The sequence below is a fragment of the Hymenobacter piscis genome (assembly GCF_018760735.1).
Lineage (GTDB): Bacteria > Bacteroidota > Bacteroidia > Cytophagales > Hymenobacteraceae > Hymenobacter > Hymenobacter piscis.
The window spans coordinates 129,332-152,247 of the sequence record NZ_JAHHZN010000007.1 but is presented as its reverse complement, the minus strand read 5'-3'; the positions used below and the strand labels follow the sequence as shown (position 1 = coordinate 152,247).

At 63.5% G+C, this 22,916-nt stretch carries 21 protein-coding genes and 1 pseudogene; 6 read left to right on the top strand and 16 right to left on the bottom strand.

Annotation, left to right across the window (positions count from 1 at the left end):
• Positions 1-60 precede the first annotated feature (60 nt).
• Together KLP40_RS09815 and ureG are read left to right on the top strand one after the other, a co-directional pair.
• Complete coding sequence (locus KLP40_RS09815) at positions 61-744, top strand: urease accessory protein UreF (RefSeq protein WP_215593603.1); 684 nt, start codon at positions 61-63, stop codon at positions 742-744.
• A 266-nt stretch (positions 745-1,010) separates the two neighbouring features.
• Positions 1,011-1,763, top strand: a complete 753-nt coding sequence (gene ureG, locus KLP40_RS09810; RefSeq protein WP_215593602.1) for an urease accessory protein UreG — start codon at positions 1,011-1,013, stop codon at positions 1,761-1,763.
• Between the two features lie 223 nt (positions 1,764-1,986).
• Here the strand turns inward: ureG and KLP40_RS09805 are convergent, their stop codons facing one another.
• The 11 genes and pseudogenes from KLP40_RS09805 to KLP40_RS09755 all read right to left on the bottom strand — a co-directional run bounded on the left by KLP40_RS09805 (position 1,987) and on the right by KLP40_RS09755 (position 13,853).
• The gene (locus tag KLP40_RS09805) at positions 1,987-2,883 is read right to left on the bottom strand and encodes an urease accessory protein UreD (RefSeq protein WP_215593601.1); all 897 of its coding nucleotides are present in this window, start codon (positions 2,881-2,883) and stop codon (positions 1,987-1,989) included.
• A gap of 31 nt (positions 2,884-2,914) precedes the next feature.
• Entirely contained in the window at positions 2,915-3,634 is a 720-nt protein-coding gene (locus KLP40_RS09800) for a hypothetical protein (RefSeq protein WP_215593600.1), read from the bottom strand.
• Between the two features lie 50 nt (positions 3,635-3,684).
• Complete coding sequence (locus KLP40_RS09795; RefSeq protein WP_215593599.1) at positions 3,685-4,335, bottom strand: beta/alpha barrel domain-containing protein; 651 nt, start codon at positions 4,333-4,335, stop codon at positions 3,685-3,687.
• 110 nt (positions 4,336-4,445) lie between these two features.
• Entirely contained in the window at positions 4,446-4,835 is a 390-nt protein-coding gene (locus KLP40_RS09790) for a PH domain-containing protein (protein ID WP_246558746.1), read from the bottom strand.
• Between the two features lie 22 nt (positions 4,836-4,857).
• Positions 4,858-5,304: pseudogene (locus tag KLP40_RS09785) on the bottom strand (HEAT repeat domain-containing protein); the annotation flags it as partial.
• A gap of 326 nt (positions 5,305-5,630) precedes the next feature.
• Entirely contained in the window at positions 5,631-7,994 is a 2,364-nt protein-coding gene (locus KLP40_RS09780) for a M1 family metallopeptidase (RefSeq protein WP_215593597.1), read from the bottom strand.
• A gap of 186 nt (positions 7,995-8,180) precedes the next feature.
• Complete coding sequence (locus KLP40_RS09775) at positions 8,181-8,783, bottom strand: HupE/UreJ family protein (RefSeq protein WP_215593596.1); 603 nt, start codon at positions 8,781-8,783, stop codon at positions 8,181-8,183.
• A gap of 192 nt (positions 8,784-8,975) precedes the next feature.
• Entirely contained in the window at positions 8,976-11,513 is a 2,538-nt protein-coding gene (locus tag KLP40_RS09770) for a S9 family peptidase (protein WP_215593595.1), read from the bottom strand.
• Positions 11,514-11,709: 196 nt separating this feature from the next.
• A complete protein-coding gene (locus KLP40_RS09765; protein ID WP_215593594.1) occupies positions 11,710-12,420 on the bottom strand; it encodes a pirin family protein in 711 nt (236 codons plus the stop codon).
• 2 nt (positions 12,421-12,422) lie between these two features.
• Positions 12,423-13,001, bottom strand: a complete 579-nt coding sequence (locus KLP40_RS09760) for a nitroreductase family protein (RefSeq protein ID WP_215593593.1) — start codon at positions 12,999-13,001, stop codon at positions 12,423-12,425.
• Between the two features lie 138 nt (positions 13,002-13,139).
• Positions 13,140-13,853, bottom strand: coding sequence for a pirin family protein (locus tag KLP40_RS09755; protein ID WP_215593592.1), 714 nt, complete (start codon positions 13,851-13,853; stop codon positions 13,140-13,142).
• Positions 13,854-14,037: 184 nt separating this feature from the next.
• Between KLP40_RS09755 and KLP40_RS09750 the strand changes: the two genes are divergently transcribed.
• A complete protein-coding gene (locus KLP40_RS09750) occupies positions 14,038-14,913 on the top strand; it encodes a glutamate--tRNA ligase family protein (RefSeq protein WP_215593591.1) in 876 nt (291 codons plus the stop codon).
• 122 nt (positions 14,914-15,035) lie between these two features.
• Here KLP40_RS09750 and nfi read toward each other — a convergent pair whose 3' ends face one another.
• The gene (gene nfi / locus KLP40_RS09745) at positions 15,036-15,722 is read right to left on the bottom strand and encodes a deoxyribonuclease V (protein ID WP_215593590.1); all 687 of its coding nucleotides are present in this window, start codon (positions 15,720-15,722) and stop codon (positions 15,036-15,038) included.
• 112 nt (positions 15,723-15,834) lie between these two features.
• Between nfi and KLP40_RS09740 the strand changes: the two genes are divergently transcribed.
• Complete coding sequence (locus KLP40_RS09740; protein ID WP_215593589.1) at positions 15,835-16,404, top strand: DUF1990 family protein; 570 nt, start codon at positions 15,835-15,837, stop codon at positions 16,402-16,404.
• Positions 16,397-17,122 (top strand): DUF1990 domain-containing protein, encoded by a 726-nt coding sequence (locus KLP40_RS09735; protein WP_215593588.1) that lies wholly within the window; start codon positions 16,397-16,399, stop codon positions 17,120-17,122. The genes KLP40_RS09740 and KLP40_RS09735 overlap by 8 nt, the downstream gene beginning before the upstream one ends.
• 35 nt (positions 17,123-17,157) lie before the next feature.
• Here the strand turns inward: KLP40_RS09735 and KLP40_RS09730 are convergent, their stop codons facing one another.
• Positions 17,158-17,823 carry a cytochrome b/b6 domain-containing protein gene (locus KLP40_RS09730; RefSeq protein WP_215593587.1) on the bottom strand — a complete coding sequence of 222 codons (666 nt, stop codon included), beginning with the start codon at positions 17,821-17,823 and terminating at the stop codon, positions 17,158-17,160.
• Between the two features lie 175 nt (positions 17,824-17,998).
• On the opposite strand from KLP40_RS09730, the gene KLP40_RS09725 reads away from it, so the two are divergent.
• Positions 17,999-19,045: an NAD(P)-dependent alcohol dehydrogenase gene (locus tag KLP40_RS09725; protein WP_215593586.1), complete on the top strand. Its 1,047-nt coding sequence runs from the start codon at positions 17,999-18,001 to the stop codon at positions 19,043-19,045.
• Positions 19,046-19,224: 179 nt separating this feature from the next.
• Here KLP40_RS09725 and KLP40_RS09720 read toward each other — a convergent pair whose 3' ends face one another.
• From KLP40_RS09720 to KLP40_RS09710, 3 genes are all read right to left on the bottom strand, one after another.
• Positions 19,225-20,763 carry a serine hydrolase gene (locus KLP40_RS09720; protein WP_215593585.1) on the bottom strand — a complete coding sequence of 513 codons (1,539 nt, stop codon included), beginning with the start codon at positions 20,761-20,763 and terminating at the stop codon, positions 19,225-19,227.
• Positions 20,764-20,956: 193 nt separating this feature from the next.
• Positions 20,957-21,466 carry a hypothetical protein gene (locus tag KLP40_RS09715; protein WP_215593584.1) on the bottom strand — a complete coding sequence of 170 codons (510 nt, stop codon included), beginning with the start codon at positions 21,464-21,466 and terminating at the stop codon, positions 20,957-20,959.
• Between the two features lie 197 nt (positions 21,467-21,663).
• Positions 21,664-22,860 carry a pyridoxal phosphate-dependent aminotransferase gene (locus KLP40_RS09710; protein WP_215593583.1) on the bottom strand — a complete coding sequence of 399 codons (1,197 nt, stop codon included), beginning with the start codon at positions 22,858-22,860 and terminating at the stop codon, positions 21,664-21,666.
• Positions 22,861-22,916 lie beyond the last annotated feature (56 nt).

Below are 22,916 nucleotides of genomic sequence, written 5' to 3'. Positions count from 1 at the left end.
CTCACGTCACATCTTTGCGCTTCTCAGTTCTAAGCTCTCAGTTCTAAGTTCTCAGCTCTCTTGTCTACCCGTCTTGCCCGTTTGCTTCACCTGGCCGATTCGGCCCTGCCGACGGGTGGGTTTGCGTATTCGTATGGGTTGGAAAGTAGCCGCACGTTTGGGCTGGTGCAGTCGGAAAGCGGGCTGCGGAATTACCTGTACTCGTTTCTACAGCAGGCGGTGGGGCTGGAGGTGCCGTTTCTGAACGCCTGCTACCGGGCCGCGTTGCCCGCCGGGGCTGGGGAGCTGCGCACCATTGTGCAGGAGTACGACGCCCAGCTGCTGGTGCCGGCCCTGCACCGCGGCAGCCTCACGCAGGGTAAAACCTGGCTGCGGCTGCTGCACTCGTTTTACCCGGCCGCTGATCTGCCCGCCCTGGGCGAGTGGCTGGCCGCCGAGGAGCTGCCCCTGCACTTCGTGCCTCTGCTGGCCCTGAGCCTGCGCCGCCTCGACTACACCCTGCCCGAAATCCACACGCTCTACCTGCACCTGGCGTTGCGCGACCAAATCAGCGCGGCCATCCGGCTGGGCTGCCTGGGCCCTATGGAAGGCCACCGCCTGCAGCACGAGTTCTACGCCATCTTCGACGACCTGCTGGCCGGGGCCGACGCCCTCGACCACCGCCACGCCACCCGTTCCGCCGTCCTGCTCGACGCCGCCCAGATGCTGCACGAACAGGTGTACTCGCGCCTGTTCCAGAACTGAGGCCGGGAAGCAGAACGATGAGCGGGAGGCGGAACGATGAGCAAAAGAAACGTCATGCTGAGCGGAGCCGGAGGCGGAGTCGAAGCATCTCTACCGCTTCGTTGTAATGCTAACCCAACGAAGCGGTAGAGATGCTTCGGCTTCGCTCAGCATGACGTTCTTTTTCAACAAAGTCAGCACGCGAGATTCCTCGGCAAGCTCGGAATGACGTTCTAGGTAGGCTGAGCTTCTGACAACTGACAACCAGCAACTAACAACTACCCAATATGCCCTTCATTGATAAACTCGCCCTGTTGCTCCACGGTCACACGCACGAGTACTACGAGTCGCCCGGCGACTTTGACCGGCGCGAAACGCGGCGGCTGCCGTCGCACCGCAACTTCCGGCAGCGGGCCTTCACGGTGGGCATTGGCGGGCCGGTGGGCACGGGCAAAACGGCGCTGCTGAAGGCGCTGTGCGAGCGGCTGCGCCACGAGTTCGAGCTGGGCGTGGTCACCAACGACATCTTCACCAGCGAGGATGCCGAGTTTCTCATCCGCCACAGTGCGCTGAGCGAGGACCGGATTGTGGGCGTGGAAACCGGCGGCTGCCCCCATGCGGCCATCCGGGAGGATATTTCCCTGAACATGGACGCGCTGGAAGGCCTGATGAAGCGCTTCGACAACCGCCTCGACTTCCTGTTCGTGGAAAGCGGCGGCGACAACCTGGCGGCCCACTTCAGCCGCGAGCTGGTAGACTACTCCATCTACGTTATCGACGTGTCGGGCGGCGACAAGGTGCCCCGCAAGGGCGGCCCCGGCATCACCCAGTCGGACCTGCTGGTCATCAACAAAACCGACCTCGCCGAACTGGTGCGCGCCGACCTGGACGTGATGGACCGGGATGCCCGCCGCATGCGCGGGGAAGGCCCCTTCCTGTTCGCCCGCGCTTTGCACGGCGTCGGTCTGGAGGAAATCATCCAGCACATCCACGAAGCCAAAGCCCGGGCCTTTGCGGCCGTCGGGCCGGAGCGGCGGTGAGAATGAGCAATACGGTTGACCGTCATTCCGAGCGAAGGCGGAGCCGTAGCCGAGGAATCTCGCGTGCTGACGTTGTCAAAGTAACTGTCATGCTGAGCGCAGCCAAAGCATCTCTACTACTTTGTTGGAAGGGTATTGTTTACTACTGCAACATCAGCACGCAAGATTCCTCGGCTACGGCTCCGCCTTCGCTCGGAATGACGTTCATATGAAACCATGAACCCTAATACTTCCGCTGGCCGGCGTGAAAGCCCAGCAACTCCGGGGCGGCCAGGGCTTCATATAGCGCGTTGTAGATGGGTTGCAGGGCGGCGCGGCCCTGGCCCACGGCGCGGAGCAGATGCAGACCGGGGCGGGCTTCGGTGAAGGCGACGACGGCGGACTGCCGGGAAAGGTCGGGCGGGAGCTCGTGGCGGGAGTGGGGCTGTTGGGCGGCCAGCACGGCGGAAAGCTGCCGGAACCGCGCGTCCTCGGGCGCGCCGGCCAGGTACACCGATAGCGTAGTCTGGTGCGGGCCGAAGTGGGCGGGGGAGGTGGCAACGTGCTCCTGGGGGCGGAAGCCGAACCGGTCCAGGGCCAGCAGGCGGCCCTCGTACGTCAGCCGGATTTCAGATTCGTAACTGCTGAATTTGAACTGTTCCCCGCTGTCCATGCGGCCCGAGTGGAGCCAGTCGGCCAGCAGCAGCACGGCGCCAGATTGCAGGTGCCAGTGCTGGTATTGGCGGAAGCGGGCCCGGGTCTGAAGCACTAGTGGATCGGGAAATACGGCCGTGAGGCTGCCGGCGGCCAGATGCGCCTCGAGGTACTGCTCGGCGCTGGTTTCGTGGTCGGCGCGGTACACGCGGGTGTTGGCCTGGGTGCCCAGCAGCGTCCGCGCCCCGGCCTGCACGTGCAGGCGCAGCCGCACCACGTCGCCAGCCAGCAACCCGCCCCCGTAGCTGGAGAGCACCACGTGGCAGATGCTGCCGCCCGCCCGCGGATTCAGCAGCTTCAGCGGCTGCACGCTACGGCTCCGCGTCAGCACCGACTGGCCCCGCACGGCCGTTACTTCGGCCTCACTCCACGCATCTTCTTCGGGCATAAAGACTTGATGAGCGGGAACGGGAGCAGAACGGGTCATTGGATGGCGAAAGAGGGGCCGGAAAGTGATGTTACAAGGTAGGCAAGGTCGTATTGCTATCTGCCGGATACTGCCCGTTTTCCAGGAAATAGCAATAGCGGCGCAGGTCAGTTTCGGCGTCGCCGGTCAGGTACTCCAAGTAGGCCTGGGCTTGGCCGTCGTTTGCTGCGAGTGTTTCGGCTCGAGTGAGAGCCATGATTAAATCGCCCCGATTGCGCCACCAGTGCATACAGGTAGCATAGGTCCAATAGTCGTTGCCATTGGCCGAATAACTATCAAATACTTCGGTTGCTGCTGCGTCGAGAATATCTAAAAAAGCAGCATAGTTCTGTGGTTGTCGGAATACGTACTCGCAACTGTCGCTGTCATTCGCGACGTTGCCGGGGGCCTCCCAGATACCAGTACCGCAGGTATCCGACTCGCCCGTGTAGAAAGGACCGGGGAAGTTGAACGGGTGCTTCGTAGACCAATGGTTGTGGTTAAGGAATTGTAGATGCGGGTTATCTGGTTCCCAAGCCGGCAGAAATTCCTTCCTGACGAACTCATCAAAATCAAGGCGGTAGAAAAACGTGTTGAAATCCCCATAAAAGGATTCAAGGCGCTTTTTTTTCAGCGGTAACGCCAATTCTTTCTCGGCCAGGTAAGCAACATGACTTGCCCATAGCTCTTCCGCATCATAATGATAAACAGGCACCGCGGCGGGTGGCGCGGGCTTCACGAACAGCGACTTCAGGTAGGCGAGTAGATTCATGTGAATAGCATGGATGGACCGTAGGAAATCAAACGCCAACAAAAAGCACGCTACCCCGCCAGCCGTACCGCCGCCAGCAGCTCCGTTACCTGGGCCGTTAGGCGGGCGGGCTCGTCGGTGTCGAGCAGGCGGGCATCGAGGCCCACGCAGGTGGCCCCGGCCTGCTGCCACGCCCGCAGGCTTTCCACGGTGGGCTGGATGCCACCCGTCACTATGAGGGGCACCTGGGGCAGGGGGCCGCGCAGGATGCGCAGGTACTCGGGCGTGAGGTAGGCCGAGGGAAACAGCTTGACGAGCGTCGCGCCCAGGCGGTGGGCCTCGTAAACCTCGTTCAGCGTCTGGGCGCCGGGCAGCCAGGCCAGGTCGTAGCTGCGGCAGACGGCGGCCACGTCGGGGCTGGTGATGGGCTGGATGATGAAGTCGGCGCCGGCCTCGATGAAGCGGCCGGCTTCCTCGGCCGTGAAGATGGTGCCCGCGCCCAGCAGCAAATCGGGGAAATCCGCTTCCACGAAGCGTTGCAGCCGCTCGAAGATGGCCGGGGCTTCCGGCCCGCGGTTGGTGAACTCGAACAGCCGCACCCCGGCCGCGTAACAGGCCGCCAGCACCCGGCGGGCGTAGTCTTCCTGGGCGTGATAAAACACCGGAATCAGCGGGTGCTGGCGGGCTTGCGTGAGGGCGTGAGCGGAAGTGAAACGAGCCATGGAGTGAGGTGGTGAAATGGTGAGATAGTGAAATGGTGAGTTTACGTTCCGGTGGCGCAAACGGCGCAATCAGCACGTAAACTCACCACTTCACCATGTCACCACCACACCTACAGCGCGTACTCGCTCAGGGCGCGGCTGACGTCGTAGATGGCTTTGTCGCCGCGGAAGGTTTTGCTGATGGGCTCGGCCATGCCCCGGACCCAGATTTTGAGCTCCGCGTCGAGGTCGAAGTGGCCGGTGGTTTCGGTGGAGTAGCGCTCGATGCTACGGTAGGGGATGCTCAGGTACTCCCGCTTCTTGCCCGTTACGCCCTGCTTATCAATGAACAGCAGGCGCTTGGTGGTGAACACCAGCAGGTCGCGGATGATGACGTAGGATTTGCGCACTTCCTCGCCCGTGGCCAGCAATTGGCTCATTTCCAGCTGAATGGCGTGGGTGTCGGTTTCAGATGCGTTGCCCAGCAGGCCGTCGAGAAGTCCCATAGTTAAGTAGCTCAAATGGTGGAAAGAAGCGGAAAAGCTACAAATCCTCCACCAATTCCCCGATGTTTTCCAGCCCCAACTCCAGCAGCGACTTGCTCGGGGCCAGTTGCGCCACGGCCCACTGCTGCTGAATAAAGGCCACATCTTCGAGGGAATACTTGAAATCCTGATCCTCAATGGCCATCAGCGCCATCAGCTGCGCCTCGTAGCCCTGCTGAAAAACCATCTGGAAGAGTTCCTTCAACAAGTGCCGACAGTCGAACTGCGTGAGGGCGTACACCATCGTGCCGTTGGAGCCGCGGGTTTCCGGCCGCTGAATGGCTTGCAGGAGCGGCGCCACGGCCCGCGCATCGCCCAGATAGGCCAGGCCCATGGCGGCCCGGTTGCGCCACCCGCGCTCCGCCGTTTCCAGCAGGCTTAGGTAAAACTGCGCGACGTCCTCCGTGCCAATGGCGGTTAGGGCCTCGAAGGCTTCATAAGCCGCCTCCGGATCGGGGCCGAGGGCCTAGTGCTTGAGTGATTTCAGACGGGAAGATGATTGGGGCATTGATGTGATGTTACGATAACCTGATTCGCCGGGTGGCCGCAGAGCGGCTTTCGGTTTGTAGAAAAACGGCGGCAGAACGCTAGCGCTGCGTAGCGGTGCCCGAAATGGCAGGAGTTCCGGGCACCGCTACGCAGCGCTAGCGTTCTGCCGGAATGCCGGGCTACAAACCGACGGCCGCTCTGCGGCCACTCAGTTTCGGTGACACAAAAAAGCAGCCGACCCCACCGGGGCCGGCTGCTTTAAAACTACCGGAAAACGGCCGGTTAATTCGTGCCGCCCGTGGAACCGGGCGAAGTCAGCGGCTTCTGCTCCTTCTGCTGCAGGGCCGACTGCTGCTGCATGGGGTTCGGCTGCTGGCGCTGCTGGTACTCGAACAGCTCGAAGCGCGACGGCGCGGCCTGCTGGGGCCAGGCGTTGTTGCTCAGGTCGGTGTCGGCGGTTTGCTGGAAGGGGTCGAGCACGAAGCTCACCACCGGCTTTTCGGTGATGAACACCTTGGACACCTCGGCGTTGTTCTTGCGCCAGATTTCAGCCGGAATGTGCATGATTTCCTGCTGGCCGTCGGCGTAGGTCATCTGTACGATGACGGGCATCGTGAGGCCGCCCAGGTTCTTGAGGCTCACCTCGTAGAAGTTCAGACCGCTATTCAGGCGCTGCTGCTGCTCGGGGCTGAGGCCCTTCACCAGCTGCTGGTAGCGCTGCTGGTCGGCGGGCGTAGTGGCCAGCGGGTCATACTGGTTGTAGAAATCCTTGAGCTGGGGCTTCTGCTCCACCAGGGGCTGGGGAATGGCCGTCAGGTTGCGCTGCTGCGAAATGGTTTTGGGCGCTTTGCTGGTCAGCTCGCGCTGGCGGGCTTTTTCAATGTCGGGGTTCTTGGAGTCGACGTTGTACTGCTTCACGCCGGCAATGGCCAAGTCGGTGTGTTCCACCGAGTAGAACCAGCCGCGCCAGAACCAGTCCAGATCCACGCCCGAGGCGTCTTCCATGGTGCGGAAGAAGTCGGCGGGGGTGGGGTGCTTGTATGCCCAGCGGCGGGCGTACTCCTTGAAGGCGTAGTCGAACAGCTCGCGGCCCATAATCGTCTCGCGCAGGATGTTGAGGCCGATGGCGGGCTTGCCGTAAGCGTTGTTGCCGAACTGCAACACCGATTCGGAGTTGGTCATGATCGGGGTCTGCAGGCTCTTGTCGGTGCGCATGTAGGCCACAATCTGGGCCGGGTCGCCGCGGCGCGAGGGGTAATCCCGCTCCCATTCCTGCTCCGTGAGGTACTGCACGAAGGAGTTCAGGCCCTCGTCCATCCACGTCCACTGCCGCTCGTCGGAGTTGATGATCATGGGGAAGAAGTTGTGGCCCACCTCGTGGATAATCACCGAAATCATCCCGTATTTGCGCTCCGCCGAGTAGGTGCCGTCCTTCTCGGGGCGGCCGCCGTTGAAGCTCAGCATCGGGTACTCCATGCCGCCCACCGGCCCGTGCACCGAAATGGCCACCGGGTAAGCGTAGGGAATGGTGTACTTGGAGTAGGTCTTGATGGTGTGGGCAATGACCTCCGTCGAGTACTTGCCCCAGAGCGGGTTGCCCTCCTTGGGGTAGTAGCTCATGCACATCACCGGCACGCCGTCCTGCTTCACGCCCATGGCATCCCAGATGAACTTGCGCGAAGAAGCCCAGGCGAAGTCACGGACGTTCTTGGCGGCGTAGGTCCAGGTTTTGGTGCCCTTGGCGCGGCCCTGCTCGGCCTTTTCGGCCTCCTGGGGCGACACAATCAGCACCGGACTCTTGGCCGAGGCGGCCTGGTTCAGGCGCTGGCGCTGGGCGCTGCTGAGCACGTCGTTGGGGTTCTGCAGCACGCCGGTGGCGCCCACCACGTGGTCGGCGGGGGCCGTGATGCTCACCCGGTAGTCGCCGAAGGGCAGAGCAAACTCGCCGTTGCCCAGAAACTGCTTGTGCTGCCAGCCCTGGTTGTCGGAGTACACCGCCATGCGGGGGTAGAACTGGGCAATTTCGTAGAGGTAGTTCTTATCCTCCGGGAAGTACTCGTAGCCCGAGCGTTGGTTGATCTTGTTCTGGTCGTTGATGTTGTAGCTCCACTTGATGCTGAACGTCACGGCCTGCTTGGGCCGCAGGGGCGTGGGCAAATCCACCCGCATCATGGTGTGGTTGATGACGTAGGGCAGGGCCTTGCCACCCTTCAGCTTCACTTCCGCAATCTTGAAGCCCCCGTCGAAATCGCTCCGTTGCATGTAATCCAGGGCCTGGAAGGGCATGCGCTGCTGAATCTCACCTACCTGCGTGGCCGTCGTGATGGAGTTCTTGTCGAGGATGTTCTGGTCGAGCTGCACCCAGAGGTAGGTCAGCACGTCGGGCGAGAGGTTGGTGTAGGTGATGTCCTCGTCGCCGCTGATGGCCTGCTTCTCGTCGTCGAGCCGGACGCGGATGGCGTAGTCGGCCCGCTGCTGCCAGTAGTCGGTGCCGGGCGCGCCGGAGGCGGTGCGGTAGGAATTGGGCGTGGGCAGCAGGGTTTCGAGCTGGGCAAATTTGTCGGTGCCCGAATTGGTGTTCTGGGCGGCCGTCGGCAGGGCCAGCAGCGCCAGCAGCCCGGCGGCCAGCAGAGTAGGTTTGAGCATAAGATGCGAAAAGGGGAGAAAAACAGGAGTCGGCAAAAGTCTGAATAAGAACGCAGAAACCCACCAGGCCGCGTCGCGTGCGACGAAAGACAGAAGGGCGGCCGGGAGGTTGCAGAGCGGTGAAGTGGGGCAGTAGGGAATGCGTGAGTCGGACAGTGCTATTCGCTCATTTCCCACTGCACCGGATTACACACTAACCAGCAGGATGGTGGCAATGCCCAGGGCGGCACCGCTGGTAACCAGCAGCCAGTCGCGCCGGGCCACGTTGAGGCCGCGCAGCAGCAGCAGGCCCAGCAGCAGAATCAGGCCCACAATCAGCAGCTGGCCCAGCTCTACGCCCACGTTGAAGCTGAGCAACTCCAGCACCGGCCGGCTTTGCCGGCCCAGCAGGCCGCGCAGGTAGCTGGAAAAGCCCAGGCCGTGAATCAGACCGAACCCGGCGGCCAGCAGGTTGGGCAGGGCCAGCACAACGGGCCGGGAAGCGGGGGGCGCCACGGCGCGGTCGGTGGGCCGCCCGGCCCGGGCCAGGTTCAGCAGGCAGGTCAGGATGATAGTAACCGGAATCAGCCGCTCAATCAGGGCGGGCGAGTAGTGCACCACCTCAAGCGTGGCCAGGGCCAGCGTGAGGGAGTGGCCCAGGGTGAAGCTCGTCACCAGGGCCAGCACCCGCCGCCAGTCCTGCAGCACGTAGGGCGCGCACAGGGCCAGCAGAAACACGAGGTGGTCGTAGGCACGCAGGTTGAAGATGTGGTGGAAGCCGAGCTGGAGGTAGGTGCTGAAAACGGACATGCGGGCAGAAGAGAACGGACGCAGTAAATATCAGCAGGCTTGGCGGCATTGTACTCATCGCCGGAAAAACACACTCTCACCTCTGCCGGCCGTTGGCGGCGCACAAAAAAAAGCCTCCCCGAAAAGCGGCCCGGAAGCCGTTGTTTTCGGAGAGGAAAAGTAGGCCCGCCACGTAGCGGCCGGGGAGCGGAACTAGTTGTTCTGCGAAGTGCCCGGCAAGGCTGCCGGAACGGTAACGGGTGTGGCTACCGGCGTGGCAGGGGAGGTGGCGGTGGGGGAGGTGGCGGTGGCCTCCGGGGCAGGAGCGGCCTCTGCCGGCGCCGCTCCGTACTGTTTCACATACGTGTTCAGCCAGGTATTCATCTCCCAGAGCATGGGCATGATGGATTCCCGCGCCTGGTAGCCGTGCGATTCAGACGGCAGCGTCACGTACCGGACGGTGGCGCCGTTGCCCTTCAGGGCCTCATAGAACCGCTCATTCTGGAGGGCGAAGTTGCCGGAATTGCTATCGGCATCGCCCTGCACCAGCAGCAGGGGCGCGGTGATACCGTTGGCGAAGCTGAACGGCGACACGGCGCTGTACGCCTCCGGCGTTTGCCAGTAAGCCAGCTCCTCGCCCTGGAACCCGAAGGGCGTAGGGCTGCGGTTGTAGGCGCCGCTGCGGGCAATGCCGGCCTTGAACAGCTTGGTGTGCGCCAGCAGGTTTGCCGTCATGAACGCGCCGTAGCTGTGGCCCATCACGGCCACCCGGGCCGTATCCACCACGCCCAGGCGGCGGCCTTCGTCGAGGGCGGCCTGCGCCGAGGCTGTGAGCTGCTCCACGTACGTGTCGTTGGGTTGCTGGCTGCCTTCTCCCACAATGGGCATGCTCACGCCCTGCAGCACGGCGTAGCCCTGCGTTACCCAGTAAACAGGCGAGCCCCAGCTCAGACGGGGGAAGGAGTAGGGCGAGCCGGTGACCTGTCCCGCATCCTTCTTATCCTTGAATTCTACCGGGTAGGCTTCCAGCAGCGTGGGCAGGGGGCCGCTTTCCTTCTTATAGCCGACCGGCAGATACAGGTTGGCAGTCAGGTCCACGCCGTCGGCGCGTTTGTACTTGAGCACCTGCTTCTGGAAGCTGCCTAAGCCCGCATAGGGGTTCGGGAGCTTGGTGAGGGCCGTGATTTTGGGGTTGGCTCCCCGGCGCGTGTAGTAGTTGGGCGATTCGGTAGGCGATTCGCGGCGGGTTACGAACAGGCTCTTGCTGGCGTCGAGAATGGCCACGGGCATCTCGTAGTAGGGCGCTTCTGAACGCCACCAGCGCTGGCTTTTCTTGGTGTGCACGTTCAGCTCATCCACGAAGGGCCGGTCGCCCTCGGGCGAAGCCCCGTTGCCGATGAGGTAGATCACGTCGCCGCTGGCATCGGTCAGCAGCACCGGCCGGCCCTGGGCGTTGCGCTGCTCCACGGGCTTGCCCGGGTGGGTATAAGCGTCCTGGATGGAATGCTCGAACAGGGGCAGCAGAGACGTTTTGGTGGCCAGGTCGAGAGTCCAGGTGGTTTCCTTGCGGTCGGCCCAGCGGTAGCCTTCCACCAGGGCCAGCTTATTGCTCGACCAGTGAATGGTGCGGAAGCGCAGGGGCAAAGCGGCCAGTTCCTGGGGCTTGTCGGTGAAAGGAGAGGGCAGGGAGAAAAGCTTGTCGCGCACGGCGGCTTCGGCCCGGGGGTCGCCGCCGTCCTGGGCTTCCACCCAGAACAGGGTGGCGGGCGCATCTTCGCGCCAGCTGAACTCCCGGGCTCCCCCGGGCACCGCATCGAAGTTCGTGGGCACCTGGTCGGCCAGGGGCGAGTCGGCTACTTCCTTTACCACCAGCCCTTCCATATTCAGAATCTGGGTGCGGACCGGGAACCGGCTGACGGGCAACGAGTAGGAGTAGGGGCGGTGGCGGGTGCGCACCAGCACGTACTGGCCGTTGGGTGAGGGCGTGGCCTGCTGAATCACGCCCGGCTGGCCCAGCGGAGCCATCCGGCCATCGAGGCCCACTTTCACCGGCTGGGAAAGCGTGTAGTAATCGAAGAGGCGCTCATCAACCGGCGTTTTAAGCAGGTCCTGGTAGGTGCGGGCCGGGGCCTGCCTGCCCAGGTTCTGCTGCACGTTCGGGTCGGTGGACGCTTCCTCGGGCTTGGGCGCGTCGCCGCGGCCGCCCACAACGGCGCGGGCAATAAGGGTCTTGTTGTCCGATACCCACTCGTAGGGCATCCCGAATACGTCGTTGAGAAACAGGTTGGGCACCAGCCGGGCCGAGGCCGAGGGTACATCCACAATCCAGAGCTCCACGTGGTTGTTGGAGGTGTGGGTGAAGGCCAGCTTGGAGTTGTCCGGCGACCATTGCACGTTGCTGATGCGCGGGTTGGCCGGCAGGCCCTGCACCAGCAGCTCCTTGCCATTGGGCAACTGGCGCAGCCGCAGCGCCGAAATGTAGGTAACGCGGCTGGGGCCGTTGGTAACCGGGTTGATGCGCAGGCCGGCCAAGCGTAGTTCAGGCCGGCTTGCCTCCGGCGTGGAGGACATCTCGCGCACGTCCATCTGCAGCATCCAGTCCCCGTCGGAAGAGAAGCTGACGCGGGGCATTGCCGGAGCGTCGGCCAGAGCTACAATGGCCCGCGGGGGGAGTTGGGAGGGAAGATCCTGCGCGCCGGCCAGCCGAGCCAGCCCGGCGCACAGGAGAAACGTGAGACAATGTATTTTCATAGAAAAAGGGTATCCAACAGAAAATCAACCACAAAAGTCGAAACAATCCAGCAAAAACGCTACTGTTTGCGGCAACTTATTCAGCCCTAGCCTCGTAGCCGATTTTCGCTTGGTGGCCACCCGCCACGAAAAAGAGCCCCGCCAAACCGACGGGGCTTCTGGGTATTTCCGGAAATAGTTCTATTTATCCTCCGAATCAGTGATTGATTGGTACTTCAATCAGTAGAAACTGCGTCGTGGTTTCGCAATGCATGGCCACAGCTGCGGTATCCCACAGGCCCAGGCTTTCCCGCTCCTGGAGGGTTTCGCCATTCACGGTTACGCGGCCTTCCAGCACGAACACGAACACGCACTTATTGAGTGGCTGCAGCGCGTAGTCCACCGCCTGGCCGGCCTCGAAATAGCCCAGGCTGAGGCGGGCATTCTGGTTGATCCAGCAGTGGGCCGTGCCTTCTTCGTTGCTGACGATGGTGGTGAGCTGGTTAAGCCGCTTGGCGCGCGGAAAGTGGCGGCGTTGGTAGCGGGGCGTCACGTTCTGTAGCTTGGGCTCAATCCAGATCTGCAGAAAATTCACCGTTTCGTCGCCGATGTTGTACTCTTCGTGACGCAGGCCGCTGCCGGCACTCATAATCTGCACCCAATCGGCGCCTACTTCCTCGGAGTAGCCCAGCGAGTCCTTATGGTTCATGCGCCCGGCCAGCAGCACGGAAATGATTTCCATGTTGGCGTGGGCGTGCAGGCCAAAGCCCCCGCCCGGTTGCACAAAGTCATCATTGAACACGCGCAACAGCCCGAAACCGGCCCGCTCGGGATTAGCGTAGGGGCCGAAGCTCAGCGAGAAGTGGCTTTGCAGCCAGCCGATATCCTTGAGGCCGCGGTCGGCGGCAGTGGTGTGGCGGGTGGGCATGGCTAGGCGGGAAGATGCTGGTGGAAGGCAATTTCGGCCACCGGCTTGCGCTGGCGGGCGGCTTTTTCGCGGCTCAGGAAGGGCTCCTCCAACTGCTCGGCCGCGCCCAGGTAACCCAGGGCAATCATCACGACGGGCTGCAGTGAGTCGGGAATTTGGAAGGCTTCGCGGGTTTTGGCGGCATCGAAACCGCCCATGAAGTGGCCGTGCAGGCCCAGGGCCGTGGCTTCCAGGATGAGGTTGCCATTGGCCAGGCCCAGGTCGTGAAGGGCGGCCCCGTTGGCCGTGCCGTTGTCGTAGTGCGTTTTGGTGAGGGCCAGCACGAGTACGGCCGCGTTTTTGGCCCAGGGCTGGTTGCCGGGCAGCAGGCAATCCACCATCTTCTGGAACGCCTCCGCGTCGGAGCGGTGGGCGTACACGTAACGCCAGGGCTGCTCGTTCATGGCGCTGGCGGCCCAGGAGGCGGCCTCAAATACCTGGCTCAGCGTTTCGGGCGCTACAGGGCGCGGGTCGAAGGCGCGGGGGCTCCAGCGCTGGCGGATGGTTTCGAGCACGGGAAAAGTAGTGGAAGCAGGTTTCATGGAGAAAGGAAAATGGGCGGCAACAAGCCAGATCAGCTACCACAAATGTAGAAAATGGCACCAGGCCGCTGGCTGCCTACTCGGCAGATGGCGGTTGGCCGCGGCCGGAGCCTGGTTTCGCCCCGGCCACGGTCTTTTTTAGAAGCTCATGGGCACCTCCATCAGCAGCAGGCGGGCGTTAGCGTCGGCGCGCACCTCAAAGGCGTCGGTATCCTCGATGCCCAGCCCGTCGCGGCGGCCCAGCGTCTGGCCGGCCACGGTGGCTGCGCCTTCGAGTACGAAGACGTACACGCCGTTGCCCGCCTTTTTTACCTCATACTGCGCGGCGTGGCCGGCGTCGAAATCGGCCAGATGAAACCAGGCATCCTGGTGCACCCACACGCCCGCATCGTCGGGCGAAGGCGAAAGAACCTGCTGGAACTGGTTGTGGCGCTCCTCGGCCCGGAAGCTCTGCTGGTCGTAGCGGGGCTGCACGTTGCGCTTATTGGGAAACATCCAGATCTGCAGAAACTGCACTTCCTCCGAGCGGCTGTGGTTTTTCTCGCTGTGGGCAATGCCGGTGCCGGCACTCATCATCTGCACGTCGCCGCTGCGGATAATGCCGTGGTTGCCGGCATTGTCGCGGTGCTCGAGCGTACCGCTGAGCGGAATGCTGATGATTTCCATGTTGTCGTGGGGGTGGGTGCCGAAGCCCATGCCCCCGGCCACGGTATCGTCGTTGAGCACGCGCAAGGCACCGAAGTGCATGCGCTCCGGGTTATGGTAGCCGGCGAAGCTGAACGTGTGGTAGGAATTGAGCCAACCGTGGTTGGCGTGGCCCCGGGAACTGGCCGGATGAAAGGTCGTCTGCATGCTTTGACTGGAAGTAAGAGGTGGTTGAGCTGGTAAATATATGTACATACATCGATTAGCTGCGAAAAGATTTCCCCAGCCTGCTGTTTTTTAGCCGGCCGCCGGTAATTCGTTTGCCAGGGTGCTGGCCGGGCAGGTGGTTATCGGGGCGGGTGCCGTAATTTACCGGCTCCGCTCTGCCGTTATGGTACATTCCGTTCCCGTTGTTTCGCGCCTGGCGCCCACGCCCAGCGGCTTTCTGCACCTGGGCAACGCCGTCAACTTCACCCTGACCTGGCTGCTCACGCGCCGGGCCGGCGGCACGCTGCACCTGCGTATCGACGACCTGGACCGCGCCCGGTTCCGCCCCATCTACCTCGACAACATCTTCCAGACCCTGGAGTGGCTGGGCCTCGACTACGACCACGGCCCCGGCGGCCCCGGCGACTTCGAGCGGTACTATTCCCAGCGCCACCACCTGCCCGCCTACGAGGCCGTGCTGCAGCAGCTGGCCCTAGTGCCGGGGCTGCTGCAGGCCAGCACCCGCTCCCGCACCGGGGCCACGCCGGCCGCCACCGTGCCCCTGCACACCCCCGAAGCCGCCTGGCGCGCCCGGGTACCGCCCGACACGGAAATCAGCTTTCCGGATGCCGCGCGGGGCCTCACCACGGTGCCGCTGGGTGCGCTGATGCCCGATTTTGTGGTGCGCAAGAAAGACGGCGTCGCCGCCTACCAGGTGGCCTCGGTGGTGGATGATCTGCGGCTGGGCACCAACTTGCTGGTGCGCGGCCTCGACCTGCAGGCCAGCACCGCCGCCCAGCTCTGGCTGGCCCGGCAGCTGCCCGAAACCGCCCCGTTCAACGCCGCCCGCATCCGGTTTCATCACCACAACCTGCTGCTCACGTCCGATGGGCAGAAGCTGTCAAAATCGACCCAGGCGGGTGGCTACAGCGGGATTGTGAACGAAGCCGCCGGCCCGCGGGTGGTGTACGAGGCGGTGGCCCGGCTGCTGGCGCTGCCGCCCGGCCCGGCTGGTTCGCTGCGGGAGCTGGCTGAGAGGTGGCGTGCGGCGGCTGGTTGAAGGCCCTAGAGACGCAATAGGTGGAGTCGCGTCGTTGAACAGCCCGGAGCCGTGGCAGCTAAACAACCTCAGCAACGACGAAACCCAGAATACTGCGTCTCTACCTCGTTCACCCAACCTACCTACCGCAGCTCCTTTTTGAATTCCTCGGCCCAGTGGTCGGCGAGGCGGGTGGGCTCAGGCAGCTTGTAGGTGCGCAGGCAGGCCAGCGTAAGGCGGGTGGCCGTGGCCTGGTCGCAGCGGTGGCCGGGGCTCACGAACAGGGGTAGCACCTTGTCCTTGCTGCGGATAACCTGGCCCAGCAGCTCGCCCTGTTTATCGGTGAGCGGGGTGATGCTGCCTTTGGTAAGCGCCGGTTCCTGAAACGTGCCGGTGAGCTTCTGCTTGGCCACGCCGAAGGTGGGCACATCGAGCTCCACGCCCAGGTGGGCCGCAATGCCCATGCGCCGGGGGTGAGCAATGCCGTGCCCGTCCACCATGATGACGTCGGGCCGCTGGCGGAGCTTCTCGTAGGCCAGCAGCAGGTTGGGGGCTTCGCGGAAGGCCAGCAAACCCGGGATGTAAGGCAGCGTCACGGGACTCACGTGGTACACCTTCTCCACCACCTCCAGCGACGGAAACCGCAGCACCACGAACACCGACAAAACCGTGTCGGGGGTAGGAAAGGACGAGTCGCAGCCGGCAATGAGGCGGGGCTCCCCACCCAGGGGCTCCAGGCGGATGCGGGTGCGCAGCTGGTCCTGCTGCTGGGTAAGCTCGCGCACGAGCTGCGGATCGGGAGCGGGGCCGGGGGGGCGGTAGTAAGCCATGGGCGAGGAGCAACGGGTGGAACGCGGGTGTACTGCCCCCGCGGGCCCGGGGTTGTGAGAACCTGCGCCCGCGCCCTGCGTTAGCTATAGCTGCCACCGATACTTCCCCGTGATGTCAAAACCCGAACAACCTGCCCACACCGGCAGCGGCGCCTATTTCGAGCGCCGCTACTGGGTAGATGTGCAGCACCCGCGCCAGTCTGCCGAACAGCTGCTCGGGCACATCAAGTGCCACCTGCCCGACTACTCCCCCGATCTGCTGGCCGACTTCGACAAAATCAAGGGCACCACCGACTGCCTGCGGGTTGATGACGAGTTTCACATCAAAATTCTGGGACCCTGGAACGGGGAGGTACGGGTAACCAATATCGGGCCGGACTTCTTTGAGCTGACCACCCTGGAAAGCCACCCCGAGGCGGGCCGCATTCATTTTTCGCTGCGGCCCCACGCCACGCTGCCCGACACCCTGCGGTTTGAAATCCACTCCTTCGCCCGCTCCCGCGACGGGCTGGTGGCCTTCACTTACGATACGCTCGGGCTGGGCAAGCTGGTGCAGCAGCAAACCTGGGAGCAGTTCTGTGAGCGCGTGGCCGAACGCAGCCAGGGCCTGTGGCTGGGGCCGGTGCAGGTAGAAACCATCAAACAGGACCGCCAGGGAACCGAACTGCTGCACGATGCCTAAGGCCGCCCCCCTCTACGAGCTTGAAAAAGCCCGCCTCGAAACCTACGCCCGCTCGGGCTACAACTTCGACCCCGACCAGCTGGCCAACCTGCCCGCCGGCGCGGGCTGGAACGTGGATGACTACGAAACCGACCTGCCCGCGGAAGCGCCCGGCCCCCCGGCGGCGCAGGGCGCCTGGGCCGCGGCCCGGGAGGTGCTGCGCCGCTACTCGTTTCCGCCCCCCGGCCTGATTACCGGCATCTTCCTGCCCGATCAGCCCCTGGAGCAGCGCGTGATGGTACTGCGCGGGCAGTTTTTGTTTTTTACCTTCTGGTTTGGAGTGCGCATCGGCGGGGTAACCGACGAAGTACGCACCCTGCCCACCGGGGAGCAGGAGCAGGTGTGGGGCTACAATTACCGCACGCTGGAAGGCCATTTCGAGCGCGGCCAGATCGACTTCATGGTGCACAAGAACCTCACCACGGGCCGGGTCTGGTTTCACATTCACGCCGTGTCACAGACGGGCCGCATCCGCAACCCGGTGTACTGGCTGGGCTTCCGGCTGTTTGGCCGCACGTTGCAGAAGCGGTTCTCGAATCAGTCGGTGCGGCGGCTGCGGGAACAGGTGGAGCAGATGCTGCGGGAAGGCTGGCCGGCTCCCGCCGCCGCCGAAAGCCCCACCATCCGGCCGGTTTCCGCCCACGAAGAGGCCCGGGAGCAATTGGAAAAGAACCAGTAGGAGTTGGTTTTTGGCTGTTAGCTATCAGCCAACAGCTAAATTCCTTCGGCTGGCTCGCCGCCGTTGATCATGTCGGAGATAAGGCCGGGCTCCTCGGTTACCTCGGACCGGAAGACGCCGACAATGTGGGCCACCACGAAGGCCAGCACGATGTACATCGACACCTCGTGGATTTCCTTGGCCAGATGCTCCAGGCTGCGGAAGTTGTCCTCGAACACCAGCAGCACGCCCGTAACCACCATCACGGCCAGTACCACATAAAACGCGCGGTAGCTGTAGCGCACCCACAGGGCTTTGGTAGCGCCCGATTCGCCCCGGGCGGCGCGGGCCCTGATGGCGGCAAGTTTGGCGTCGGTGCGCTGGCTGCCGCGCTGCAGGAAGCTGACGATTACGCGGTAGGCCAGCAGGCAGGAAATGGTGATGCCGATCCAGATATGCCAGTCCCAGATGCGGTGAGCCACAATACGGGTGAGGCCGCGCAGTTCCGCGGCCGGCATCGTGACGCCCTTTTCGGCCAGCACCCGGCTGAACTCCGGGGCCAGGGTTTTCACCTTCACGATGACGAACAGAAACAGAATGGTGATGAGCTGGGCCAGTACGAGGCCGGAGTTGGCCCAGTGCCAGATGCGCAGGCCCAGGGAATTGCGCTTGGGGCCGGAAGTAAGGGTGCGGGGAGCCGAAGCAGAAGACGGTGCGGACATAAGGGAAACAGAATGGAAGGGGAGAATTGCCGGAGTAATGTACGCCGCGTTGGGCAAATGTCCCGCCTGAGCTGCCGCGCAAGGATGCTGGCCGGTCTGATTGAACAATCGGCCCGGCTGGCCGTTGTAAGAGTTCCGTTCTGAACAATCAGTCCTGACAACAACCTCCCCTCTTATGATCGACGCCAAAGGTTACGCCGCCCCCGCCGCCAACCAACCCCTCGCCCCCTTCAGCTTCGAGCGCCGCGACGTGGGCCCCCACGATATCCGCATCGAAATCCTGTTCTGCGGCGTCTGCCACTCCGATATTCACCAGGCCCGCAATGAGTGGGGCAGCTCCATCTTCCCGATGGTGCCGGGCCACGAAATTGTGGGCCGCATCACGGAAGTGGGCGCCCACGTGAAAGACTTCTCCGTCGGCGACCTGGCCGGGGTAGGCTGCATGGTAGACTCCTGCCAGCACTGCGCCGAGTGCAAGGAAGGCCTGGAACAGTACTGCGACAACGGCTTCGTGGGCACCTACAGCGCCACCGACAAGGATGGCTCCATCACCCAGGGCGGCTACTCCAACACCATCGTGGTCACGGAGAAATTCGTGCTCCACGTGTCCGAGAAGCTGGATCTGGCGCGCGTGGCCCCGCTGCTGTGCGCCGGTATCACCACCTGGTCGCCGCTGCGCCAGTGGAAGGCCAAGGCCGGCGACCGGGTAGCCGTTATCGGCCTCGGCGGACTGGGCCACATGGCCGTGAAATTTGCCGCCGCCATGGGCTGCGAAGTCACCGTGCTCAGCACCTCGCCCGGCAAGGAAGCCGACGCCAAAGCCCTGGGCGCCCACAAATTCGTGGTGACCAAGGACGAGCAGGCCATGAAAGGCATCAGCAACTACTTCGACCTGATCATCAACACCGTCTCGGCCCCCATCGACCTGATGCCCTACGTGGCCAGCCTGCGCCTCGATGGCACGATGGTGCTGCTCGGCGTGCCGCCGGAAGCCGCCCAGCTGCATGCTTTCAACCTCATTGCCAAGCGCCGCCGCATTGCCGGCTCGCTGATCGGCGGCATCCAGGAAACCCAGGACATGCTGGATTTCTGCGCCGAGCACAACGTGATGAGCGACGTGGAAGTCATCAACATCGACTACATCAACGATGCCTACGAGCGCATGATGCAGTCCGACGTGAAGTACCGCTTCGTTATCGACATGGAAAGCCTGAAAGGCTAAACGCTGATTCTGGCGCTTGGCAGGTTGAATTGCCAATGCCGAAAAGCCCGTCATCCTGAGCGAAGCGAAGGATCTTATCACGTACTAACGGCCGTAACAACGACTCGTTTTAACGTGGCAGGATCCTTCGCTCCGCTCAGGATGACGGGCTCTTTTGCGGATGAATTCCCTGGTTCCAGCTACCGCTTCACGAACACGTAAGGGTCCTGCTCCACGTAGTCGTTCACACGCAGCTCCAGGTTCTTCACCTGGCCGTTTTCGACTTCAAACTTGGCGGGCAGCACGCCGAATACCAGGTCGGAGTAGGTGGCGCGAAATTCCTGGCCATCCATGTAGTCGAGGGTAGCGGTGAGGCCGGGGTGGTTGGGCAGCGTCACGAGCAACTGCTTGCCTTTCTGGGTGACCTGGATGCGGCCGAAGAGCGGGTTTTCAAACTCGCCGACGTAGGCCTTGAGCGGCAGCGGGGTCTTGTTCTTCTTGGCCACGCGGGTGGCCAGGGCCACGGTCGGGTCGGGGCCGGCGGCCTTCTCCCCGGCGCGGCGGCGTTCCAGGAACTGGGCGCTGCGGTCCACGTAGGGCACGCCGAGGTAGCTGTCGAGAATCTGGTAGCGCAGGGCCTCGAAGAAGCTCTGGTTGTCGTTGTTGGTGAGCACGGCCAGGCCCAGGCCCGCCTCGGGCACGAAGCACACGTTGCTTACCTGGCCCGAAGCCCCGCCGGTGTGCCAGAAAATCTGGCTGCCGTTGTAGTCGGCCGTTTCGGTGCCCAGGGCGTAGGACACGAAGTGCATGGGCAATATCGGCGACTTGCGGCTGGTGATGATGGTGTTGGCGTCGCGGGTTTTGCGCAGGGCCGCCCAGGGCAGCACCTGCCGGCCCTCGTAGCGGCCACTATCGAGCTGGAAGCGCAGCCAGTGGGCCAGGTCCGTAACGTTGGAAGCCATGCTGGCGCAGGGACCCATGTTGTCCCAGTTATCAAACTGCACCTTGGCCAGCGGCCCGAAGGTGTTGGAGTAAGCGGCCGCAATGTTGGGCTGCTTCGCGAATTCTATGGACGAGACGAAGGTGCGGCTCATGCCCAGGGGCTGGAGCAGGTGCTGCTGCACGTAGCTTTCCCAGCTCGTGCCCCCGGTGGCCGCCGGAATGATTTCGCCGGCCGTCACGAAGCCCGCGTTGCAGTAGCCGTAGTCGCGGCGGAACTCGCGGGTAGGCTGCATCAGGCGCATGCGGCGCACAATCTCGCCCCGCTCGAGGTTGGATTTGAAGAAGGTGAAGTCGCCCTGGAAGGTTTTGAAGCCCAGGTGGTGGCTCATCAGGTCGCGCACCGTCAGGAGGCGGGTGCTGAGCGTGTCGTAGAGCCGGAAATCGGGCAGGTACTTGGTCACCCGGTCATCGAGGCTGATTTTCTTCTCCCCATCGAGTTTGGCCAGGGCCGTGCCGGTGAACAGCTTGGTGTTGGAGGCAATCATGAACAGGGTCTGGGCATCCACGGCGTCTGGTTTGCCCACTTCGCGCACACCGTAGCCCTTCTGGGCCACAAGCTGCCCGTCCTTCACTACCACCACGGCCAGCCCGGGAATATCCCAGAGGCGCATCCCGCGCCGCACGTAACTATCGAGACTGTCGGTGATGAAACGGTTGGGGGCGGCAGTCTGGGCCCGGGCGGCGGTGGCGCCCAGCAGCAGGGCGGCGGTGGCTAGTTGCAGGAAAGGAAAGCGCATGGGGGAATTGGATAAAACAGAACGTCATGCTGAGCATGTGGCGCATCAAGCCAGTGTGCGCAGCCGGAGTCGAAGCATCTCTACCGCTCCGTCGGTAAAAGTAACCCCTGGCGTTGGGTTAGCACTGCAACGAAGTGGTAGAGATGCTTCGCCTCCGGCTCCGCTCAGCATGACGTTTTTCCCCAGTTCCCAATTATTCCTTCTCCACCGGGTACTCGAACTCGCCTTCCAGGGTGAAGCGCCGGGCGCCGCGGCCGGCTTCGCAGACCTGGCAGCGGTAGGTGCCGCGCAGCCAGTGCTTTTCGGCATTCACGCCCGTAATCGTGACCACGCCGGGGTTATCGGCGCAGGATTTGGAGTAGGCCGAAACGGGGCCGTAGCGGTAGGAGGCGTCGCGGTTGCGGCCGCTCAGGATTTCCTGGAAGCTGTAGGTGCCCGCCGCCACCGGAAACCGGTCGATGAGGATGGTCAGGCCCTCGCCGTCGGGGTCGTCGGCGCGCACGATGTTGAGGCGCAGGGCGCGGTCGTCGCTCAGGAAAAAGCGGGAGCTGCTGGTATCGGCGGGCACGTTTTTCCCATCGATGCGCAGGGTCAGCTGGCGAACGGAATCGGAGCGGAGCGGGGCAACCGAGGACGTGGGAGCGGCCCCCAGCAGGGGCAGCAACAGCAGGGGCAGCAACAGCAGGGGCAGCAGGCGTTTCATGGCGGGCACAGGAACAAGAATCAGCCCAGAAGCTACGCAAAAAGGCCGGGCACTTCAAGCGGCGGCGGCGGATGATGCCCCCTACGCCCGTCCTGCCGGGCCGCGCGAAGCCCTGGTAGCCCCTTTACCGCTGAGGTGGTAAGGTCCTTCGCCCTGCTCAGGATAACAGAGTGGTTTCCTCGCCCTCACGCTTCTACCTACTCCTGGCGGCCGGGATACTGCTGCAGGGCTGCTGCCAGGCAATCCATGGCCCGGCTGATGACGTCCTGATTGACCACGTAAGCCAGGCGTACCTGCTGGCGGCCCAGCTCGGCGGTGGCGTAGAAACCGGCGGCGGGGGAGGCCATCAGGGTTTCGCCGTGCAGGCTGAACTCTTCCAGCAGCCACTGGCAGAAGCGGCCGGCATCATCCACGGGCAGGTGGCAGAGCACGTAGAAGGCCCCCCGGGGCAAGGGGCAGCGCACCCCCGGCATAGCCCGCAGCCGGCTCACCATCAGGTCGCGGCGGGCCAGGTATTCGGCTTTGGTGTGGTCGAAGTAGTCAGCGGGCAGGTCGGCGGCGGCTTCGGCCAGCAGCTGACCCAGGCCGGGCGGACACACGCGCAATTGCGCCAGCTTGAATACCACGTCGCGCAGGGCCTGGTTTTTGGTCACGAAAGCCCCGATGCGGGCCCCGCAGGCACTGTAGCGCTTGGAAATGGTATCGAGCAGCACCACGTGCTGATCGGCACCGGCCAGCTCCAGGGCACTGGTAAAAGCCCCGTCGTAGCAGAATTCGCGGTAGGCTTCGTCGGACAGCAGGTACAGGTTGTGGCGCAGGCACAGGTCGCGAAGCTGCTCCAGTTCCGCCCGGCTGTACACGTAGCCGGTGGGGTTGTTGGGGCTGCAGATGAGAATGGCCCGGGTGCGGGGCGTGATGCGGGCCTCGAACTCGGAGATGGGCGGCAGGGCAAAATCCTGCTCCAGGTAGGACGGCACCGGCACTACGTGGGTGCCGGTAGCCACCGCAAAGCCCTGGTAAGGCCCGTAGAAGGGCTCGGGTACGATGAACTCGTCGCCGGCATTGAGGCAGGCCAGCAGCGCAAAGGAAATAGCCTCGCTGCCCCCGGCCGTCACGATGATGTCGTCGGCTTCCACGGGCAGGCCCTGCTGCTGGTAGTAGCCGGCCAGGGTCTGGCGGTAGGAGGCAGTGCCGGCGGTGGGGCCGTATTCCAGCACCCGGATATCGGCCTGCTGCACGGCGGCCAGCATCTGCGGGGGCGTTTCGATATCGGGCTGGCCGATGTTGAGCGGATGCACCGTGAGGCCGCGGCGGCGGGCGGCGTCGGCGAAGGGCGTGAGTTTGCGGTAGGGGGAAGGGGGCAGCGTCAGCCCACGCTCAGAAAGTGGCAGCATGGGCTTAAAGATAGGTGGGGCCCGCCACAAACCCAGCGCCCCGGCTACAAAAGCAG

Excerpts from the sequence above, each read along its gene's own strand:
- KLP40_RS09760 (WP_215593593.1), bottom strand. The coding sequence starts at position 13,001 with ATGAAACCTGCTTCCACTACTTTTCCCGTGCTCGAAACCATCCGCCAG.
- KLP40_RS09715 (WP_215593584.1), bottom strand. The coding sequence starts at position 21,466 with ATGAAACGCCTGCTGCCCCTGCTGTTGCTGCCCCTGCTGTTGCTGCCC.
- KLP40_RS09775 (WP_215593596.1), bottom strand. The coding sequence starts at position 8,783 with ATGTCCGTTTTCAGCACCTACCTCCAGCTCGGCTTCCACCACATCTTC.
- KLP40_RS09765 (WP_215593594.1), bottom strand. The coding sequence starts at position 12,420 with ATGCCCACCCGCCACACCACTGCCGCCGACCGCGGCCTCAAGGATATC.
- nfi (WP_215593590.1), bottom strand. The coding sequence starts at position 15,722 with ATGGCTTACTACCGCCCCCCCGGCCCCGCTCCCGATCCGCAGCTCGTG.
- KLP40_RS09770 (WP_215593595.1), bottom strand. The coding sequence starts at position 11,513 with ATGAAAATACATTGTCTCACGTTTCTCCTGTGCGCCGGGCTGGCTCGG.
- KLP40_RS09780 (WP_215593597.1), bottom strand. The coding sequence starts at position 7,994 with ATGCTCAAACCTACTCTGCTGGCCGCCGGGCTGCTGGCGCTGCTGGCC.
- KLP40_RS09730 (WP_215593587.1), bottom strand. The coding sequence starts at position 17,823 with ATGTCCGCACCGTCTTCTGCTTCGGCTCCCCGCACCCTTACTTCCGGC.
- KLP40_RS09795 (WP_215593599.1), bottom strand. The coding sequence starts at position 4,335 with ATGGCTCGTTTCACTTCCGCTCACGCCCTCACGCAAGCCCGCCAGCAC.
- KLP40_RS09710 (WP_215593583.1), bottom strand. The coding sequence starts at position 22,860 with ATGCTGCCACTTTCTGAGCGTGGGCTGACGCTGCCCCCTTCCCCCTAC.
- KLP40_RS09740 (WP_215593589.1), top strand. The coding sequence starts at position 15,835 with ATGTCAAAACCCGAACAACCTGCCCACACCGGCAGCGGCGCCTATTTC.
- KLP40_RS09720 (WP_215593585.1), bottom strand. The coding sequence starts at position 20,763 with ATGCGCTTTCCTTTCCTGCAACTAGCCACCGCCGCCCTGCTGCTGGGC.
- KLP40_RS09755 (WP_215593592.1), bottom strand. The coding sequence starts at position 13,853 with ATGCAGACGACCTTTCATCCGGCCAGTTCCCGGGGCCACGCCAACCAC.
- KLP40_RS09735 (WP_215593588.1), top strand. The coding sequence starts at position 16,397 with ATGCCTAAGGCCGCCCCCCTCTACGAGCTTGAAAAAGCCCGCCTCGAA.
- KLP40_RS09800 (WP_215593600.1), bottom strand. The coding sequence starts at position 3,634 with ATGAATCTACTCGCCTACCTGAAGTCGCTGTTCGTGAAGCCCGCGCCA.
- KLP40_RS09750 (WP_215593591.1), top strand. The coding sequence starts at position 14,038 with ATGGTACATTCCGTTCCCGTTGTTTCGCGCCTGGCGCCCACGCCCAGC.
- KLP40_RS09805 (WP_215593601.1), bottom strand. The coding sequence starts at position 2,883 with ATGACCCGTTCTGCTCCCGTTCCCGCTCATCAAGTCTTTATGCCCGAA.
- ureG (WP_215593602.1), top strand. The coding sequence starts at position 1,011 with ATGCCCTTCATTGATAAACTCGCCCTGTTGCTCCACGGTCACACGCAC.
- KLP40_RS09725 (WP_215593586.1), top strand. The coding sequence starts at position 17,999 with ATGATCGACGCCAAAGGTTACGCCGCCCCCGCCGCCAACCAACCCCTC.